This window comes from Citrobacter sp. CF971, from assembly GCF_006385635.1.
Taxonomy (GTDB): domain Bacteria; phylum Pseudomonadota; class Gammaproteobacteria; order Enterobacterales; family Enterobacteriaceae; genus Citrobacter; species Citrobacter freundii.
Window position 1 is genome coordinate 4,173,677 of the sequence record NZ_CP041051.1, and the last position, 19,834, is coordinate 4,193,510.

Below are 19,834 nucleotides of genomic sequence, written 5' to 3' on the forward strand. Positions count from 1 at the left end.
CGTTTTTGGGTATTTATACCAGACTTAAGTCACACCTATGTCACCGGAGTATGTTCCGGTGACAGTCATTAAGGGGAGGAATTATGACCACTCCAACCATTATCAAACTACAGGATGGTAACGTCATGCCGCAACTGGGCCTGGGGGTCTGGAAGGCAAGCAACGAAGAAGTCATCACTGCCATTCATAAAGCGCTGGAAGTGGGGTATCGTTCAATTGATACCGCGGCAGCGTACAAAAATGAAGAAGGTGTCGGCAAAGCAATACGTGACGCAGGCGTGCCACGGGAAGAGTTATTCATTACCACCAAGCTGTGGAATGATGACCAGAAACGCCCCCGGGAAGCCTTGCTCGAAAGCATGGAGAAACTCCAGCTTGATTACCTCGATCTGTACCTGATGCACTGGCCAGTTCCGGCGATCGACCACTACGTTGAAGCGTGGGAAAACATGATCGACCTGCAAAAAGAAGGGCTGATTAAGAGCATCGGCGTGTGCAACTTTCAGATCAACCATCTCCAGCGGCTGATGGATGAAACCGGCGTACCTCCGGTGATTAATCAGATAGAACTTCACCCGCTCATGCAGCAGCGCCAGCTGCACGCCTGGAACGCCACACATAAAATCCAGACCGAATCCTGGAGCCCGCTGGCGCAGGGCGGCAAAGACGTCTTCGATCAAAAGATAATCCGTGACCTCGCAGAGAAATATGGCAAATCACCGGCGCAGATTGTCATCCGCTGGCATCTGGATAGCGGCCTGGTGGTGATTCCGAAATCGGTCACCCCTGCGCGTATCGCAGAAAACTTTAACGTCTGGGACTTCCGCCTGGATAAAGATGAATTAGGCGAAATCGCGAAACTCGATCAGGGCAAGCGTCTGGGGCCAGACCCGGACCAGTTCGGCGGTTAACCCCTTCCCTCCAGCCCGACACTCTCGTCGGGCCTTTACTGATTTGAAATATCAGGAAACAATTCACGCACATATATTGTTGTATTTCTTGCAGTCACTGGAGCAGCATTGCGCAACATAACCTGTTAATTATCAAATAAATATATTTATTTGATGAATGTATTCACCATATCCATGGGTGCGTAACCGTGACTGAGAAAAAAGGTAGCGGAGTCAAATGGCTCCCATTAATTCTTATAACATTCATTTCTGCCGGGCTGTGGCAACTTACCCCTCCATCCGGGTTAAGTGCGCCAGCCTGGCATTCGGCAATTATCTTCGTTGCGACGATTGCTTCTATCGTGGCAAAAGTTTTACCCATCGGCGCGGTCGGCATTATTGGGATTACGGTTTTTGCACTCGCCTATGCGGCCGGGGATAAAACCGCCAGCGGCGCTATCACCACAGCGCTAAGCGAACTGAACAGTTCACTTATCTGGCTTATCGTCGTGGCTTTTATGATTGCCCGCGGTTTTATCAAAACTGGCCTCGGACGACGCATTGCGCTGCAGATGATCCGTCTGCTCGGCAAGCGCACGCTGGGACTCGCCTATGGTCTGGCTTTTGCCGATCTGATCCTCTCCCCGGCAATGCCGAGTAATACAGCACGCTGCGGCGGCGTCATCTATCCGATTGCCGACTCTCTGGCACGCAGTTTCCATTCGAACCCGGAAGATGAGTCCCGCAGTAAAATCGGTACCTTTCTTATCACCTGCATTGGCAACGTCAACGACGTCACCGCCGCGCTCTTTATGACCGGTTATACCGGCAACCTGTTGGCGGTGAAGTTGGCGGCCAATGCGGGCGTCACGCTGACCTGGGGCAGCTGGTTTATGGCGGCGCTGCTGCCATGCCTTGTGTCCTTACTGCTGGTTCCACTGCTGGTCTACTGGATCGTGCGCCCGGAAATAAAGCACACGCCAGATGCCCCGAACCTGGCGCGCAAAGAGCTGGCTGAAATGGGCAGTATGTCTCGCGGCGAATGGCTGATGCTGGTTACCGTCGGCGTACTGCTGGTGCTGTGGATTTTTGGCGATACGTTAGGCGTCGACGCCACTACAGCCTCGTTCGTGGGACTGTCCATTTTATTGCTAAGCGGCGTTCTGAGCTGGGAAGATGTGAAAAGCGAGAAAGGCGCATGGGACACGCTGATTTGGTTTGCCGCACTGCTGATGATGGCGAACCAGCTGAAAAAACTAGGTTTCACTACCTGGTTTGGCAATCTGATCGGCGATAGCCTGAGCAGTACTATGCACGGTACCAGTTGGGTGATCGTCCTGTTGCTGCTGAATGCCGCCTACTTCTATACCCACTACTTTTTTGCCAGCGGTAATGCACAGATTGCCGCGCTGTACGCCGTTTTCCTCGGCGTCGGACTGCATCTGAATATCCCCGCAGCCCCCACGGCGTTAATGCTGGCCTTCACCAGCAGTTTGTACTGCTCGCTCACCCAGTACACCCACGCTCGCGGTCCAATCCTGTTTGGTGCCGGGTACGTTCCAACGGGCGTCTGGTGGCGCACAGGATTTATCATTAGCTTGTTTAACCAGGCGGTGTTTATCACCGTAGGTCTGATGTGGTGGAAGGTGTTGGGTCTGTACTAAACTAACTGCGCCCTGACGAATCACCTTACCTGCGGAGAAAAGGAATGACCTGTATTTTCTGTCAAATTGTTGAAGGTAAAGCACCCTGCCATAAGGTCTGGGAAGACGAGCACCATCTGGCTTTTCTGTCGATTTTCCCGAACACCGACGGTTTTACCGTGGTGATCCCGAAAAAGCATTACCCCAGCTATGCCTTCGATATGCCGCCGCAGGCGTTGGCTGACCTGATGATGGCAACCCAAAAAGTGGCTAAGAAACTGGATAAGGCTTTCCCGGATGTCAGTCGTACGGGGATGTTCTTCGAAGGTTTCGGCGTAGACCATGTGCACAGCAAATTAAGCCCCATGCACGGCACTGGCGATCTAACTCACTGGAAACCGATTGAGTCGCGGCAGACCAAATTTTTCGAGCAATATGAAGGGTATCTGTCATCACACGATCATGAACGGGCGGATGATGCAAAACTGGCCGCATTAGCGGCCAGAATTCGTGAGGCATAAATACTGAGCACTTCTGCCGGATGGCGGTGCAAGCACCTTATCCGGCCTACAAAACTGTGCTGCTCGTAGGCCTGATAAGCATTTCACCACCGGGCAAAGCAAATTAACGTCCCGCTACTTTCCCGCGTTTTTTGTTTACGGCAGGGGTCTGGCGCTGGTGCGCCACCGGGGTGTGCTTGGTCAAGGCCGGACGGGTATGACGATTCTGGCGACGTGCTTCGCGCATCTCTTCCAGCGTAGGCGCCGGAACCAGACATTCACGACGACCGCCGATCAGATGCTTTTTACCCATGTCTTCCAGCGCCTGGCGGATTAACGGCCAGTTAGCTGGATCGTGGTAACGCAGCAGGGCTTTATGCAAACGGCGCTGCTTATCACCTTTCGGCACCACCACGTCTTCACTCTTATAACCAATTTTACCCAGCGGGTTTTTCCCGGTGTAATACATGGTTGTGGAGTTCGCCAGCGGCGATGGATAAAAGTTCTGCACCTGATCCAGACGGAAACGACGTTGTTTCAGCCACAGCGCCAGATTCACCATATCCTCGTCACGCGTACCCGGGTGCGCGGAGATGAAGTACGGGATCAGGTACTGCTCTTTACCCGCCTGTTTAGAGTAGGTATCGAACAACTCCTTAAAGCGATCGTAGCTGCCCATCCCCGGCTTCATCATCTTCGACAGCGGGCCTTCTTCAGTATGCTCTGGCGCAATCTTCAGATAGCCGCCAACGTGGTGGGTCGCCAGTTCTTTGATATAGCGCGGATCTTCAACCGCGATGTCATAGCGCACACCGGAAGCAATGAGGATCTTTTTAATGCCTTTCAAATCACGCGCCCGGCGATAAAGGTTAATCGTCGGTTCGTGGTTGGTATCCATATGCGGACAGATATCCGGGTAGACGCATGACAGACGACGGCAGGTCTGCTCCGCACGCGGTGACTTACAGCGCAGCATATACATGTTCGCCGTTGGGCCGCCGAGGTCGGAAATCACGCCGGTAAAGCCCGGAACGGTGTCGCGAATGGCTTCGATTTCATTGATGATCGAGTCTTCAGAGCGGCTCTGGATGATGCGGCCTTCGTGCTCGGTGATCGAACAGAACGAACAGCCGCCAAAGCAGCCACGCATAATGTTGATCGAGAAACGGATCATCTCATAGGCCGGAATGCGGCTGTCGCCATACGCCGGGTGCGGCACGCGCTTGTACGGCAGCGCAAAGACGCTATCCATCTCTTCGGTAGACAGCGGAATAGCTGGCGGGTTGATCCAGATGTAGCGATCGCCGTGCTTTTGCATCAGCGCACGCGCGCAGCCAGGGTTGGTTTCGTGGTGCAGGATACGCGACGCATGCGCATACAGCACTTTATCGCCCTTCACTTTTTCAAAGGACGGCAGCAGCACGTAGGTTTTTTCCCACGGTTTCGGACGCGGCGGCTGTACGGTTACCGCTTTCGCTTCCTGCTTTTTCGGGGCGACCGGTTTGTTGTCGGCACACGGCAGATCTTCGCCGTACGGATGCGGGATCGGATCAATCTTGCCCGGCGTGTCGAGACGCGTGGAATCCACCCCACTCCAGCCCGGCAGCGCTTCTTTAACCATAATCGCGGTGTTACGCACGTCGCGGATCTGATCGATGGTTTCGCCCATCGCCAGACGATGCGCCACTTCTACCAGCGGACGTTCGCCGTTGCCGAACATCAGCATGTCGGCTTTGGAATCCACCAGAACAGAGCGACGAACGGTATCAGACCAGTAGTCATAGTGCGCGGTACGGCGCAGGCTGGCCTCAATGCCGCCGAGAATAACCGGCACATCTTTCCATGCTTCTTTACAACGCTGGGTATAGACCAGCGTGGCGCGGTCCGGGCGTTTACCTGCTACGTTGTCTGGTGTGTATGCATCGTCATGGCGCAGTCGGCGATCGGCGGTATAACGGTTGATCATCGAGTCCATGTTGCCTGCGGTCACACCAAAGAACAGGTTCGGTTTACCCAAACGCATAAAATCGTCTTTGTTGTTCCACTCCGGCTGGGCGATAATCCCTACACGAAAGCCCTGCGCTTCCAGCATACGGCCGCATATTGCCATGCCAAAGCTGGGATGATCGACGTATGCATCGCCGGTAACCAGAATGATGTCGCAGCTATCCCAGCCTAGTTGGTCCATTTCGTCGCGTGACATCGGCAAAAACGGTGCCGGGCCAAAACAGGCAGCCCAGTACTGCGGCCAGGAGAAAAGGTCTCTGTCCGGCTGGATCAGGGATATTGCGCTCATAATGCTTCCAAAAATGGTAAAAAAATAATCAAAGGCCGGGGATTATACGCTGTATGTCGACAAGAAATGAAGTGGAGTCTGAACCAGGGCAGTAGAAAGTTATATAAATTGTTAAATTTTACGACGCTCATTTTTATCAATCATAATTAACACCATGCCGACCAGCTGAGATAACTCTTTTTCGGCGGGGGATTTTTCATTGCGACTCAACGATTCACTGCATATTTCCCAGCTACGGGTTGTTGTTCACCTGTGTGGGTTTCTGGTTCTTCTCTACAGCTTTTCTATGCTGCCACCGATGACCATCGCTTTGTTAAACAAAGAGCGGAGCTTGTTCGCTTTTTTCAGCACATTTATGACTTTCTTCACCCTCGGCGGCGGGGCGTGGCTGGCAACCAAACATGCGGGTATTCAACTGCGAACACGGGATGGTTTCGTTATTATCGTCCTGTTCTGGCTGTTGTTTTCGTTTATCAGCGCGATGCCGATGTGGATGGACGATGGCTTAAACCTCTCCTTTGCGGATGCCCTGTTTGAAGGGGTTTCCGGGATTACCACCACGGGCGCAACGGTAATTGGCGACGTCAGCGCCATGCCGAAGTCGTATCTCTACTATCGGGCCCAGCTCAATTTTATTGGTGGCCTGGGTGTTATTGTCCTCGCCGTGGCGGTATTACCGCTTTTGGGTATCGGCGGCATGAAGCTGTATCAGTCTGAAATGCCGGGCCCTTTTAAAGAAGAACGCCTCACGCCAAGACTTGCCGATACTGCACGTACGCTGTGGCTGACCTATGTCATTCTGGGTCTTATCTGTACCCTGGCCTACTGGGCTGCCGGGATGTCGTTCTTCGATGCCTTATGCCACGGGCTGTCGACGGTTTCTCTCGGCGGATTTTCCACTCGCAGTGAAAGCATCGGCTTCTATAACAGCCATGCGATCGAGCTGGTCGCTGGGGTGTTTTCCCTGTTGTCTGCGTTTAACTTCACCCTCTGGTACGTGGCTATCGTGAAACGTACCTTCAAACCCTTTCGTCGTAATGCCGAACTGCGTTTCTTTTTGCTTATTGCGTTGGTTGTCACTCTGATCGCCACCTGGCAAGTTTGGCGGGCAGGCATGTACGGATTAACGGACAGCCTGGTGCATGCTTTTTTTCTGGCAAGTTCGATGCTGACAGATAATGGCCTGTCGACGGCGGATTATGCGCAGTGGCCTTCGCACACGATCTTCATGCTGCTCAGCGCCAGTTTCTTCGGCGGTTGTGTGGGATCGACCTGCGGGGGGATTAAGGTGCTGCGTTTTTTGATTATGTTCAAGCAGTGCCGTCAGGAGTTACACCAGCTCGCGCATCCCCGTGCCCTGCTGAACATTAAAGTGGGCAATAGCGTGGTAAGCGACCGGGTGGTGCGTTCGGTATGGAGCTTTTTCTTTCTCTACGTTTTGTTCACCAGCTTTTTTATCTGGGCGCTCAATCTGATGGGCTACGATCTCTTCTCCTCTTTTGCCACCGTCGCCGCCTGCATCAACAATATGGGGCTAGGATTTGGCGTCACCGCCACGACATTTGGCACCTTAAATGAGGAAGCAAAGCTACTGATGTGCGCGGCCATGATCATGGGGCGTCTGGAGATTTACCCCATTCTGATCCTGTTCTCGCGCATGTTCTGGCGGGCATAACGGAAATCCCGGCGCATTACGGCGCCGGGTTCACCAACATCTGTCCGATTGAGCCACGATCTGCCATTTCCAGCGTCTGGCTATTAAAGTAGAACGGGAAATGGGCCCAGGAAGGCTGTCCGTAATAAACCAGTAATTCAACCTGGCCGTCAACCCAGACGGTATCTTTCCAGCCTCTGTCTTCCGGGAACGGCATCGCGCCATTCACATTACGGATCAGGAACGAGACGCCTTCAATATGGAAGGGCTGGGGCATATCCGCCCGCACCGTCCAGCGCTCCCAGGAGCCCTGCTGAGCGGTAATATCCATACGATTGACGTCCCACAGCTGACCGTTGATGCCAGGGTCATCGTCCAGGCTGATATCACGGCTGCGAATCGGCGAACCGCTGAGGATTTCCGTTGGCAGCAGGCGCATTGGCAGGCTGTCAGTCACCAGCGGCAGAAGCCCCGTTGGACGCAGAGTCAGTACCAGCGTGGAGATGAGAATACTGGAAGGCTCAAAGAACCCGCGGATCCTGTCGACAATACTGGCTGCCTCGCCACAGGTGATAGAGACCTCATTACCGTTCGTCATATCCACCAGGATCTCACGACGCTCGCCAGGCGCAAGCGAAAGCTGTTTCACCGAAACGGGCGCAGGTAAAAAGCCCTGATCGCTGGAAATCACATGCAGCGCACGGCCATCGCTCATTTGCAACTGGTAACGACGCGAGTTTGAAGCGTTCAGTAAACGCAAGCGCACCCAGCCGCGGGAGACTTCGACATACGGGCTTTGCGCCCCATTGACCAGCAGCGTATCACCGACAAAGCCACCGCTGCCGGGCTCGCTGTATTCCGGCGTGCCAAAGTTGTCCAGCCGCTTGTCCTGGATAATGACCGGAAAATCATCCACGCCATAGTGGTTGGGAATAGACAGTGATTTACTCACTTCATCTTCAACCAGCCACATCCCGGCAAGGCCGTTATAGACCTGCTGAGCAGTACGATTTGGCGTATTGGCGTGATACCACAACGTGGCGGCATTCTGGCGAATCGGTAGCACCGGCGCCCAGTCAGCATTCGGGGACATCATGCGCGCCGGGCCGCCCATCAGCGGGCCTGGTACCTGTAACCCGGCGACGGTCATCGAGACATTCTCAGTCAGACGGTTGCTGTAGATAAGCTTGACGTCATCCCCTTTCCAGACGCGAATTGTCGGTCCCAGGTAGCGGCCGTTAATTCCCCAGACAGGTGCGCGCGTGCCTTGTGTAAAGGACCAGTGCGCACGTTGCAGCGTCATAAATAGCGGCTGCCCCCGGCGGGATTCCAGCAGCGGAGGCACAGGTAACGGTTGTTGCTGACCGGCAGCATTAGCCTTCAGCGGAACAGCACCTGCACACAGTGCGATCCCCGATGCCTGAATGAACTGACGCCGACTGAATGACATATAAACTCCATAAAAAACTGGCTATTAACACGCAGGAAGTCATTTCCTGTAAAAAACCCGAATTGCGCGGATTAAACCTTACCGGCGGCTTCCCGCTCAGCAACTTCTTTATCGAGCTCTGCGATTTTTTGTTCCATCAACGTGCGGCAATGTGCTGCCAGTTCACGAACCTGATCTTTGCCAAAGTGGCTAATATCCACCGGCGGCAACATCTCGACAATCGCCAGACCATTATTGAGTCTGTTTAATTTTATCTTGTTCGAGGTTGTGGAAACGCACACCGGAATGACCGGGACACCAGCAGCAATCGCTGCATGGAACGCGCCGGTTTTAAACGGAAGCAGACCGCGACCGCGGCTACGCGTTCCTTCCGGGAACATCCAGATAGAAATGCGGCGTTTTTTGAAATGATTAACCACGGCAGCAATGGTGCTGTGCGCTTTTGCGCGGTTATTTCTGTCAATCAGCAGGTTACCGGTTAACCAGTACAGCTGCCCGAAGAAAGGGATCCACAGCAGGCTTTTTTTACCTACCGTCACCGTCGGCGGTTGAACGATATTCGCAGCAGTAACCATGTCATAGTTGTTCTGATGGTTACAAATATAGATAGCATTACCATAGTTCTGCGCGTCTGCCGGCATGCGGCACTCGACCTTCAGACCATAAAGGGGAGCCAGGCGGCCAAACATATGACCGAACGTTGCAACGTGTTTTGGATTTCGCGGGCTGAACAGACAGTATATGCAACCGAAAATACAGACCAGAACGCAGTAAATAACAGTAATAATTAAACGAAAAATATATAGCATAACAACCTCTAAGGCCTAAGAGCCTGGCATTTTACGTCACCTGATTCATCACGCGGTATCAGGTTAGGGCTTTGTTAAGGGCGGCTCTCTGGAAAAGCGTATTGTTAATCGCAACGCACGAATAAACAACGGTTTCACGGGAATTTTTAACGTTGGCTCTCCCTGGGCTTTAACAGGGAGAGCCGGACGGTAGCGTTATTCTTCGCTGTCGCCGTGACTGGCGCGTCGAGGCGAGTCAATCTCAATGCTGTCGATACGCTGCAGACCACGCATTAGCGTGCCGCGACGGCCGCGCTCGCCGGTCACTTTCTGCAACTCTTCGGGACGCAGTTTGATTTTGCGCTTACCGACGTGGATAGTCAGCGTGCTCTGCGGCGGCAGCACGTAAAGTTGCGCCAGACCATCCTCGCCTTTCGCCGCTTCCGCTGAAGGGATATTAATGATCTTGTTCCCTTTGCCTTTCGACAACTGCGGTAAATCGCTCACCGGGAACATCAACATGCGACCAGCCTGAGTAATCGCCAGCAGCATATCGGTTTCATCTTCAATCACCACCGGCTGCATGACGCGCGCATTCTCTGGCAGCGTAATCAATGCTTTACCTGCACGGTTACGTGCTACCAGGTCATTGAAGGTGCAGACAAAACCATAGCCCGCATCCGATGCCATCAGCAGTTTCTGATCATCGCCTTCCATCAGCATGTGCTCAACCGTCGCGCCCGGCGGCAGAGTGAGCTTCCCGGTCAGCGGTTCACCCTGACCGCGCGCCGACGGCAGCGTAATCGGATCGATGGCATAGCTGCGGCCGGTCGAGTCCACGAACACCACCGGCTGATTGCTCTTACCCTTCACTGCCGACTTAAAGCTGTCGCCCGCTTTATAGCTTAATCCCGGCGCATCGATGTCGTGGCCTTTCGCGCTACGCACCCAGCCACTCTGGGACAACACAATAGTCACCGGTTCAGACGGCAGCATGTCGTGCTCGCTCATCGCCTTCGCTTCTTCGCGCTCCTGCAGCGGAGAACGACGATCGTCGCCATAGGCCTCAGCGTCAGCCTGCAGCTCTTTCTTCAGCAGGTTATTCATTTTACGTTCAGATGCCAGAATGGCCTGCAACTGATCGCGCTCTTTCGCCAGTTCATCCTGCTCGCCGCGGATTTTCATCTCTTCGAGTTTGGCAAGATGGCGCAATTTCAGCTCAAGGATGGCTTCAGCCTGGGTTTCAGAAATACCAAACCGCGACATCAGCTCTGGCTTAGGTTCATCTTCATGACGAATAATTTCGATTACTTCGTCAATATTGAGGAACGCCACCAGCAAGCCTTCAAGAATGTGCAGGCGCTTGAGCACTTTTTCCAGACGATAATTCAGGCGGCGGCGCACGGTATCGCGGCGGAACGCCAGCCATTCGGTGAGGATCTCCAGCAGGTTTTTCACCGCCGGACGACCATCAAGACCGATCATGTTCAGGTTGATGCGGTAACTTTTTTCCAGATCGGTGGTGGCAAACAGGTGGTTCATCACCTGCTCCATATCCACGCGATTGGAGCGCGGGACAATCACCAGACGAGTCGGGTTTTCGTGATCCGATTCGTCGCGCAGGTCGTCTACCATCGGCAGCTTTTTATTGCGCATTTGAGCAGCGATCTGCTCCAGCACTTTTGCCCCGGAAACCTGATGTGGCAGCGCGGAAATCACCACCGCGCCGTCTTCTTTCGTCCATACCGCACGCATACGTACGGAGCCGCGTCCGTTTTCGTAAATCTTACGAATCTCCGCGCGCGAGGTAATGATCTCCGCTTCGGTCGGGTAATCCGGCCCCTGCACGATATCCAGCAACTGATCCAGCGTCGTTTTCGGCTGCTCAATGAGAGTAATCGCTGCTTTTGCCACTTCACGCAGGTTGTGCGGCGGAATGTCCGTTGCCATACCAACGGCAATACCGGTCGTACCGTTGAGCAGAATATTTGGCAGACGCGCAGGCAGCATCTTCGGCTCCTGCATGGTGCCGTCGAAGTTAGGCACCCAGTCCGACGTGCCCTGACCAAGCTCACCCAGCAGGACTTCCGCATATTTAGACAGGCGGGATTCGGTATAACGCATCGCCGCGAAGGATTTCGGATCGTCCGGCGCCCCCCAGTTCCCCTGCCCGTCAACCAGCGGATAACGGTAAGAGAACGGCTGCGCCATCAGCACCATCGCTTCATAGCAGGCGCTGTCGCCGTGCGGATGGTATTTACCCAGCACGTCACCGACGGTACGGGCGGATTTTTTAAATTTGGCGCTGGCATTCAGCCCCAGTTCGGACATCGCGTACACGATGCGACGCTGAACGGGTTTCAAACCATCGCCAATAAATGGCAACGCCCTATCCATGATGACGTACATGGAATAGTTCAGATAGGCGTTTTCCGTGAATTCATGCAGCGCCAGGCGCTCTGCCATATCGCTCATTAATCGTGGTTCCTCAACTTTGTACCCCTCTATTGAAGGGCAATATTGCCGCAGATACTACCCTATCTGGCGTGTTGAGTCACAAAGAAAAGGGCCGCGAATGCGGCCCTGATGGGGATTACTTAGCAACTTTGGTAATCTGTTTCACGTCGATTTCAACGGAGTTCCAGTCTTTATCCACTTCACCCTGGATTTCAACCACATCCTGCGGTGTGACGGTTACGCCGTTCCAGCGCTTGTGGTCGATATCCACATTCACTGTGCCGGTCGCATCTTTAAACACATACAGGTCGTCGGAAATACGCTCAACGATGTTCCCGCGCAGGGTAACCCAGGTGTCATCACGCAGTGATTTGGCGCTTTCTACTGTCGTGCTGCTACCGTTAGGGCCGACAAATCCGCCGTTTTGGCTCTGCGTAGTGGTTGTCGTTGGCCCAGAGAAGCCGCCCTGCTGAGCTGCCAGAACAGGTGCGGAACACAGTGCCATTACGGCAACCATTGCAGCTAATTTTTTCATCGTCATGTCTCCCTTTCATGTTGGTTTACGACTATTAAATAAGTTAATCCTTAACAAGTTCTTAAGGCAAAAAAAGATACTTTTTTTACTGTACAGAGACTGTAGCCACAGGTTTACTGACTGCAAATGAGTTATCGCAGGGAAGAACATATGCGTATTTTACTGATCGAAGATGACACGTTGATTGGCGATGGCCTGAAAACAGGTCTGAGTAAAATGGGTTTCAGCATTGACTGGTTTACCGAAGGCCGCCAGGGGAAAGAAGCACTCTACAGCGCACCTTATGATGCGGTAATCCTCGACCTGACACTGCCAGGCATAGACGGACGGGACATTTTGCGCGAATGGCGAGCTAACGGGAAGCAGGAGCCGGTACTGATTCTGACCGCTCGCGACGCGCTGGCGGAACGCGTTGAAGGCCTGCGCCTGGGCGCAGATGACTATCTGTGTAAACCCTTTGCGCTAATCGAAGTTGCTGCCAGACTGGAGGCGCTGGTGCGTCGTGCCAGCGGCCAGGCCAGCAACACATTGCGCCATGGCCAGGTAACGCTCGATCCTGGCGCATTGGTCGCCACGGCGGCGGGTGAACCTTTGTCACTCAAACCTAAAGAGTTCGCGCTGCTGGAACTGCTGATGCGCAACAAAGGTCGCGTCCTGCCCCGCAAACTGATTGAAGAAAAACTGTATACCTGGGACGAAAATGTCTCCAGCAATGCGGTTGAGGTCCACGTTCATCACTTACGCCGTAAGCTCGGCAGCGACTTTATCCGTACCGTGCATGGCATTGGCTACACCCTGGGTGACGCATGAAACTCACACAACGCCTCAGCCTGCGCGTCAGGCTAACGCTTATTTTTCTGATTCTGGCATCAGCCACCTGGGCCGTATCCAGTTTTGTGGCCTGGAGGCAGACTACCGATAATGTCGATGAGCTGTTTGATACCCAGCTGATGCTGTTCGCCAAGCGGCTTAGCACGCTGGATATCAGCGATGTCACCACCTCAAGCAATATGGCCCGCACGCCAAAGAAACTGAAGCATGGCCATATTGATGACGACGCACTGGCGTTTGCCATCTACTCCACCGACGGCAAAATGGTGCTACACGATGGCGATAATGGCCAGGATATTCCCTACAGCTACAGCCGGGAAGGGTTTAGCGACGGCCAACTCAGGGGCGACAGCGATTCCTGGCGCTTCCTGTGGCTGAATTCCGCTGATGGGAAATATCGCATTGTGGTGGGCCAGGAGTGGGAATATCGGGAGGATATGGCGCTGTCGATCCTTACTGCACAATTAACCCCATGGCTGGTTGCGCTGCCGCTGATGTTGCTGATCCTGGTGGTCATGCTGAGTCGCGAACTCAGGCCGCTAAAAAAACTGGCGCAAGCTCTGCGCTGGCGCGCCCCGGAATCAGAAGAGCCGCTCGACTCGAAAGGTGTGCCAAGCGAAGTGCGCCCGCTGGTTGAATCGCTAAATCAGCTGTTTACCCGCATCCACTCAATGATGGTGCGTGAACGCCGCTTCACTTCTGATGCCGCCCATGAGCTGCGCAGTCCGTTGACCGCGCTGAAGGTGCAAACCGAAGTGGTGCAACTGTCAGACGACGACCCGCAAACGCGGGAAAAAGCGCTGGCGCAGCTACATGCGGGAATTGAACGCGCCACCCGACTGGTCGATCAGCTCCTGACGCTTTCGCGCCTCGACTCCCTCGATAATCTTCAGGATGTGGCGGAAATTTCATTGGAGGAGCTACTGCAATCCGCGGTGATGGATATCTACCACCCGGCCCAGCAGGCGCACATTGACGTACGTTTGCAGATTAACGCACACAATATTATGCGCACAGGACAGCCGCTGTTGCTGAGCCTGATGGTACGAAATCTGCTGGATAATGCCATTCGCTACAGTCCGCAGGGGAGCATTGTGGAAGTGACGCTCAACGCCCGCAATTTCAGCGTCAAAGATAATGGTCCTGGCGTTGCGCCGGAGGTACTTACACACATCGGTGAACGTTTTTATCGTCCACCAGGACAAAGCGTGACCGGCAGCGGTCTCGGCCTGTCAATTGTCCGCCGTATCGCAACATTGCATGGAATGTCAGCCTCGTTTGGCAACGCTTCGGAAGGTGGCTTTGAAGCTAAGGTCAGTTGGTAACTGCATTATTATTGCTCAAATAGCAAAAGACTTTGCACATTTTGCTAATTTCACCGCACCGCTGGTGGGGGTAAAATCGTCCTCAAACGTATTTCCTTGAGGACACAAAATGAGCAACATTCTGATTATCAACGGGGCGAAAAAATTCGGCCATTCTAATGGCCAACTGAATGACACCCTGACCGAGGTCGCGGACGGTATCCTGCGCGACCTCGGGCATGATGTTAAAGTCGTACGCGCGGACAGCGATTATGACGTAAAAACAGAAGTGCAGAATTTCGTCTGGGCCGATGCGGTTATCTGGCAGATGCCAGGCTGGTGGATGGGCGCACCGTGGACCGTGAAAAAATACATCGATGACGTGTTTACCGAAGGTCACGGCACGCTGTACGCCAGCGATGGCCGCACACGTTCAGATGCCTCTAAAAAATATGGCTCCGGCGGGCTGATTCAGGGCAAAAAATACATGCTGTCCCTGACCTGGAACGCACCGATGGAAGCCTTCACTGAAAAAGACCAGTTCTTCCATGGCGTTGGTGTTGATGGCGTCTATCTCCCGTTCCATAAAGCAAACCAGTTCCTGGGAATGGAAGCGCTGCCGACCTTTATCACCAATGATGTGATTAAAATGCCGGACGTCCCGCGCTATATCGCAGAATATCGCAAGCATCTGACCGAAATTTTTGGTTAACTGGTAACCTGGAATTAGAAGGAGTTAACCATGCTTACCGTTATTGCAGAAATCCGTACACGTCCAGGTCAACATCACCGCCAGGCGGTACTGGATCAGTTTGCTAAAATCGTTCCGACCGTACTGAAAGAAGAAGGCTGCCACGGCTATGCGCCGATGGTGGATCATGCCGCAGGTGTGAGTTTTCAGACCACAGCGCCAGATTCAATCGTGATGGTTGAGCAGTGGGAAAGCATCGCGCATCTTGAAGCGCATTTGCAGACCCCGCATATGAAAGCCTACAGCGAAGCCGTGAAAGGTGACGTGCTGGACATGAATATTCGAATTCTGGAGTCGGGTATTTAAGGTTGTCGATTTGCCGGATGAGGCGTTTTAGGCCACCATCCGGCATTCAACCGCAGCGCCACCGGGCACTCCTTACCAGTAGAGCTTCCAGCTCTGAGTGAAGCGCATTAACGCTTCAACGTAGAAATAATCCCCCCAACTTGCACACTCATCGACCCCTTTGTTGCTCGACAGGTGATACACCGAGTGTTTCAGTAGCCCGTTCCCCTGTTCATCTTTACCCATCAGATAATGCCTGGTCAGCGAAGACATGATCCCCATCGCCCACTGCTGGTAGCACTCGCGATCCGGATCGGTCACCGGCAGATGTTTAATCAGCTCCAGCAGACCACAGACGGCAATCGCCGCCGAAGATGAATCGCGCAGCGCATCGGTTCCGACTAATGCCAGATCCCAGTGGCAAACGGCATCTTCCGGCAGGCGATTAAGAAAGTAGTTGGCCAGCTTTTTCGACAGCTGCACCATTTGTGTATCGCCAGTGTAAATATAGCTCAGCAGAAAACCATAAATCCCCCATGCCTGCCCACGCGACCAGCAAGAATCATCAGCATAGCCCTGCTGCGTATTACCGTAACGCGGTGCGCCGGTTTGCACGTCCATATAGTAGGTGTGGAAGGTCGACGCATCCTGGCGGATCAGATATTTGGCTGCCTGCGCAACGTGGGCCTTCGCCGCATTCGCAAAACGCGGATCGCCCGTTTGCTCGCTAGCCCAGTACAGCAGCGGCAGATTCATATTGCAGTCAATGATCATCCGTCCTGCCTGATCGGGATCGCGAAGATCGCCCCACGCCTGGATGATCTGCGCCTTTTCATGAAAACGCTCCAACAGCGCTTCTGCCGCCATCAGGGAAAAACCTCGAGCATCGCGATTGCCGGTCAATCGCCAGGCCGCCACACAGGAAAGCGTGTAGAGGAATCCCAGGTCGTGGGTGTTGGTATCGTGGCGTCCGGCAATACGCAGACCAAACGAACGCACATGCTTCTCCGCCATCTCACGAAATTTGCTCTCACCACTCATTTCCCACGCCAGCCATAACTGCCCGGTCCAGAAGCTGGTCGTCCATTCCACATTCTCTGTCAGTGGGTAATAACCTTGCACACAGGTTTCGGCAGGAAATTGTTCACCGAATTCCGTTAAATGACGGCTAATCAATTCGAGGACATCTTCTCGGGCGCAACTTATTTGATCCTGAAAACTGCCGGGATTAACCGGACTGCCAGGAAATACGCGCAACGATTCCTCAACGATATGATTTAACATATTTCGGTTCCTTATGACGTAAATTATTTTGCAGGGGTATTTTCAGCAATATCGAGAGCGATATTTTTGCCACGTTTGCTCTGACAGGCTGATAAAGTAAATGCCGATATCAATGTAAAGGTCAGCGCCACAATGCCCATAATGATATATGTCTTTTCAAAGCCTATCCGGTCGTACATTAATCCGGCAGGAGAGGAAACCACCACGTTACCGACATACAGCATCGCCTGATAACCCAGTAAATACATGGTCGCATTGACACGTTTATCAAAATGCTCGGCAATATATTTGAAGACGGAAACCAGTAATAAACAGATCTCCAGACCGTATAGCGGCTTCAGCACAGAAATTAATAAATGAGAGTCACATAGCCCAGATATCACCAATCGCGCGCCCACCAGCGCCCCAACAATCAGCAGACCACGCTTCGCGCCAATATAATTGACGAATAGCGGAATGACCATGTACATGACAAATTCCATTCCCGACTGCACGGTGCCCAGATAACCAAAGACGGCGTTCCCTTCATGTACATCGGCAAAGAAAGTGACGAAGTAGCGGGAGAACTGCTGCTCCGCGATAAACATCATCCACGCCACGCCCGCAACGTACAGGCAGAATGCCCAAAATTTGCGATTACGCAGCAGGGCGTAAACATCCGTCGGGGAGATTTTCTCTTTAGTTATCACCTCCGAGGCGTTGGCCGCATTGACATTGACTTTCAGACTCACCAGAACAACCAGCATCACCACTGACGTCAGGCTGCCGAGCATAAAGTTATAGGCCGGTGAGAGGTTAAACAGCAGGCCAGAGAACGATGACGCCACCGCCCAGCCAAGCGACCCCCACATACGGATCTGCCCAAACTCCATGCCGTTCAGACGGCTGTAGCGGTCAGAATAAGATTCACAGGCCGCCACCCCGGCATACCACGCAAAGCTCAAGTAAATCGCGCCAACTATAATACCCAGCATGGTATTGGAGAGTAATAATGGCTGATAGATATAAATAAAAAACGGTGCCATTAACGCTGACATCACTACGACGAAATAGAGCAGATATTTGCTCATACCTATTTTATCGAGGATATAGCCATAAATAGGCTTCAGAATAACCGAGAAAATACCGTTCACAGCAAATACGGTGCCGATCACCGTACCGCTCAACTGCGCTTTTTGCCCCAACCAGATAGCCAACAAACCAATACTTGCGGACCAGGTAAAGAAATAAAGGAATATAAAACTGCTTATTTTATAATATTCAGTCCGATTTCCCGTTGAATTATTTTTCATACCACCCTCGCTATAAAAAGAACGACAACTGGCGTGCATTTTCAGGTTGCTGAATAACAACCTGGTTATTGTTGATGGATAGCTGCGGAACGGCTGAGTACTGTCTTTGCTGCCCGCTGGCACTCACGGCGCAGCAAAGCCAGCTTTCGCCCTGCGGGATTTCGCTGGTCAACACAGGAATCGACGCACATTCAGGGAACATGATGCTACTGTTCGGCGGCGTGACCACGCTGTCTGGCTGGCGAACTATGGACGGCGACAGATCAACGATAACGCTGGTTCCGTTGCATGCCGCAAGGAGGCATCCACGCTCACATAACCGAGGCTCGGCTTTCATCACCGCAAATCCCCCTTCCACCGTTTGCAGCGTTCGCGCACTGTTAATACGGTGCAGGCGAAGATGCCATTCGCCAAACGGGACAAGCCAGGTCTCAATCATTACGTCATGCCAGGGAGACCAGCGGGACCAGATAAAATTCTCATCGACCCGAACCTCGTCGCACTGACGACGGCCACGATAGTAGCCATCGCCGTCCGCCAACAGCAGCATAGAGTCACAGGCCGCATGTTTGATGCCGTAACGGCCGCGCTCAATGGTGAAACCAAAGCGGCTGGAGTAGGCAAATTTGGTGTATTTGGCTTCGGTATTAACGTAGTTGTTCAGTTCAAGCTGGCCTGAGGTCAACATCATGACATGCTCAGAATGCTCACTATGCTGCAGGATCTGCGCAGCATGGGGGATAACGCGTTTTTCAACCAGTTGCGGTAGCGCCAGCTCTTCAGCCTGCCAGAATGGATGATCCTCCGGCAGTGCAAGAATCAAAAAAACCTTCAATGCCCAATAAGGCGATCCCGGCGAGTTGTAGTCTTCACACATCGCCAGATTCGGGTAGGCAAACCCCAGCGTCAGAATGCCATCACGATCGAAAATCGGCTGCTTCTGCCACCAGCGCAAATGACGCAGGATCACCCCTTTGATTATGCCTGGCGAAAGAACATCCAGTTCGGCAAACGCCACCGCGCTCCAGAAGGCAACCATGGCAAAGCGGTAGGTCAGGCTGCGGCCAAACGGCACCGATGCGCCGTCAGCGGCGGACAGGTAAATAAAATCTTCGGCAAACAAGCGCGAACGTTCACGCAGAACGACAGCGCGTTCGGTGTCATCCGGGCTGAGGGTGGCATACAACAGGCCGTAGAAGTGAAAAGCCATTGAGATGTAGTAATCTTTCGGTCGACCGGGACCATCGGAATACCAACCGTCACCAAGATAGTAGGCTTCCATCAGCTCAAAGCGGCGATCGATAACCGCCTGATCGTAAGGCAGACCCGCACGCTTGAAACCAAGCTGAACGATAATCGCAAAGTAGTTCCAGTTGCTGTCCGGCATTTGCGAGTCGGTTATCTGATTCAGCCAGCGGTGCAGATTCTCGCGTTCGCTCAGGGAGAAATGCTCCGTTAATTGCGTCTGTAACAATGCCAGACCCAGGCCATAAGCAGCCATCTCAACCAGACGCTGATCGTAAGGACCGGTGTCTCCCCAGTAATGTGGGCTTTGTGGGTCAGTACCGAGTTTTATCGCCTGAATGTACTTTTCGGCAAACGGCACTTTAGCCCCGCCTGCCATCAGAGGAAATAGCCCCCACAACGCCCGGGAAAGCCCTTCCATACAGGCAATATCCGCGCTGTAGTGAGCACAGGTATTGCCAAGAGAAAACTGAGCCTGTCCCGCCGGAAACTGCCGATCCAGCGCACGTAAAATGGCGTTAACCGCACACGTTACGTCTTCGCGTGATGACAATGGATTTGATTTTTCTTCAGTTGCTGACCACATAATCTGCCCCTCTGAATTAAGTGGCTAAAGAATAGTGAATCGC

The 19,834-nt window shown here is 53.2% G+C and carries 16 protein-coding genes; 8 read left to right on the forward strand and 8 right to left on the reverse strand.

Features of this window, described 5'->3' with window-relative positions; genetic code table 11:
* Positions 1 to 83: 83 nt before the first annotated feature.
* From dkgA to E6P06_RS23705, 3 genes are all read left to right on the forward strand, one after another.
* Positions 84 to 911, forward strand: a complete 828-nt coding sequence (gene dkgA / locus E6P06_RS23695) for a 2,5-didehydrogluconate reductase DkgA (RefSeq protein ID WP_003024520.1) — start codon at positions 84 to 86, stop codon at positions 909 to 911.
* A gap of 188 nt (positions 912 to 1,099) precedes the next feature.
* The gene (locus E6P06_RS23700) at positions 1,100 to 2,554 is read left to right on the forward strand and encodes a DASS family sodium-coupled anion symporter (protein WP_016150982.1); all 1,455 of its coding nucleotides are present in this window, start codon (positions 1,100 to 1,102) and stop codon (positions 2,552 to 2,554) included.
* A 44-nt stretch (positions 2,555 to 2,598) separates the two neighbouring features.
* Complete coding sequence (locus E6P06_RS23705) at positions 2,599 to 3,054, forward strand: HIT family protein (protein ID WP_003024529.1); 456 nt, start codon at positions 2,599 to 2,601, stop codon at positions 3,052 to 3,054.
* A 103-nt stretch (positions 3,055 to 3,157) separates the two neighbouring features.
* Here E6P06_RS23705 and E6P06_RS23710 read toward each other — a convergent pair whose 3' ends face one another.
* Positions 3,158 to 5,329 carry a YgiQ family radical SAM protein gene (locus E6P06_RS23710; RefSeq protein WP_139935790.1) on the reverse strand — a complete coding sequence of 724 codons (2,172 nt, stop codon included), beginning with the start codon at positions 5,327 to 5,329 and terminating at the stop codon, positions 3,158 to 3,160.
* 199 nt (positions 5,330 to 5,528) lie between these two features.
* On the opposite strand from E6P06_RS23710, the gene E6P06_RS23715 reads away from it, so the two are divergent.
* Positions 5,529 to 7,004, forward strand: a complete 1,476-nt coding sequence (locus tag E6P06_RS23715; RefSeq protein ID WP_016150983.1) for a TrkH family potassium uptake protein — start codon at positions 5,529 to 5,531, stop codon at positions 7,002 to 7,004.
* A 16-nt stretch (positions 7,005 to 7,020) separates the two neighbouring features.
* Here the strand turns inward: E6P06_RS23715 and ftsP are convergent, their stop codons facing one another.
* The 4 genes from ftsP to E6P06_RS23735 form a co-directional block, all read right to left on the reverse strand.
* A complete protein-coding gene (ftsP, locus tag E6P06_RS23720; protein WP_139935791.1) occupies positions 7,021 to 8,433 on the reverse strand; it encodes a cell division protein FtsP in 1,413 nt (470 codons plus the stop codon).
* Positions 8,434 to 8,504: 71 nt separating this feature from the next.
* The gene (gene plsC / locus E6P06_RS23725; RefSeq protein ID WP_003024540.1) at positions 8,505 to 9,242 is read right to left on the reverse strand and encodes a 1-acylglycerol-3-phosphate O-acyltransferase; all 738 of its coding nucleotides are present in this window, start codon (positions 9,240 to 9,242) and stop codon (positions 8,505 to 8,507) included.
* A 195-nt stretch (positions 9,243 to 9,437) separates the two neighbouring features.
* Positions 9,438 to 11,696: a DNA topoisomerase IV subunit A gene (parC, locus tag E6P06_RS23730; protein ID WP_003024543.1), complete on the reverse strand. Its 2,259-nt coding sequence runs from the start codon at positions 11,694 to 11,696 to the stop codon at positions 9,438 to 9,440.
* A gap of 118 nt (positions 11,697 to 11,814) precedes the next feature.
* Complete coding sequence (locus tag E6P06_RS23735; RefSeq protein WP_003024544.1) at positions 11,815 to 12,213, reverse strand: YgiW/YdeI family stress tolerance OB fold protein; 399 nt, start codon at positions 12,211 to 12,213, stop codon at positions 11,815 to 11,817.
* 150 nt (positions 12,214 to 12,363) lie between these two features.
* Between E6P06_RS23735 and qseB the strand changes: the two genes are divergently transcribed.
* The 4 genes from qseB (at position 12,364) to E6P06_RS23755 (ending at position 15,405) form a co-directional block, all read left to right on the forward strand.
* Positions 12,364 to 13,023: a quorum sensing response regulator transcription factor QseB gene (gene qseB, locus E6P06_RS23740; RefSeq protein WP_003024547.1), complete on the forward strand. Its 660-nt coding sequence runs from the start codon at positions 12,364 to 12,366 to the stop codon at positions 13,021 to 13,023.
* Positions 13,020 to 14,369 carry a quorum sensing histidine kinase QseC gene (gene qseC, locus E6P06_RS23745; protein ID WP_003846328.1) on the forward strand — a complete coding sequence of 450 codons (1,350 nt, stop codon included), beginning with the start codon at positions 13,020 to 13,022 and terminating at the stop codon, positions 14,367 to 14,369. The genes qseB and qseC overlap by 4 nt, the downstream gene beginning before the upstream one ends.
* A 109-nt stretch (positions 14,370 to 14,478) precedes the next feature.
* Positions 14,479 to 15,060, forward strand: a complete 582-nt coding sequence (locus tag E6P06_RS23750; RefSeq protein WP_003838153.1) for an NAD(P)H-dependent oxidoreductase — start codon at positions 14,479 to 14,481, stop codon at positions 15,058 to 15,060.
* Positions 15,061 to 15,090: 30 nt separating this feature from the next.
* Entirely contained in the window at positions 15,091 to 15,405 is a 315-nt protein-coding gene (locus E6P06_RS23755; RefSeq protein ID WP_003024557.1) for a putative quinol monooxygenase, read from the forward strand.
* A 72-nt stretch (positions 15,406 to 15,477) separates the two neighbouring features.
* Here E6P06_RS23755 and E6P06_RS23760 read toward each other — a convergent pair whose 3' ends face one another.
* The 3 genes from E6P06_RS23760 to E6P06_RS23770 are packed head-to-tail and all read right to left on the reverse strand — an operon-like array spanning position 15,478 to position 19,791.
* Positions 15,478 to 16,668, reverse strand: coding sequence for a glycoside hydrolase family 88 protein (locus E6P06_RS23760; RefSeq protein ID WP_003846324.1), 1,191 nt, complete (start codon positions 16,666 to 16,668; stop codon positions 15,478 to 15,480).
* Between the two features lie 23 nt (positions 16,669 to 16,691).
* A complete protein-coding gene (locus E6P06_RS23765) occupies positions 16,692 to 17,960 on the reverse strand; it encodes an oligosaccharide MFS transporter (RefSeq protein ID WP_003838149.1) in 1,269 nt (422 codons plus the stop codon).
* Positions 17,961 to 17,970: 10 nt separating this feature from the next.
* Positions 17,971 to 19,791, reverse strand: a complete 1,821-nt coding sequence (locus E6P06_RS23770) for a DUF2264 domain-containing protein (RefSeq protein ID WP_139935792.1) — start codon at positions 19,789 to 19,791, stop codon at positions 17,971 to 17,973.
* Positions 19,792 to 19,834 lie beyond the last annotated feature (43 nt).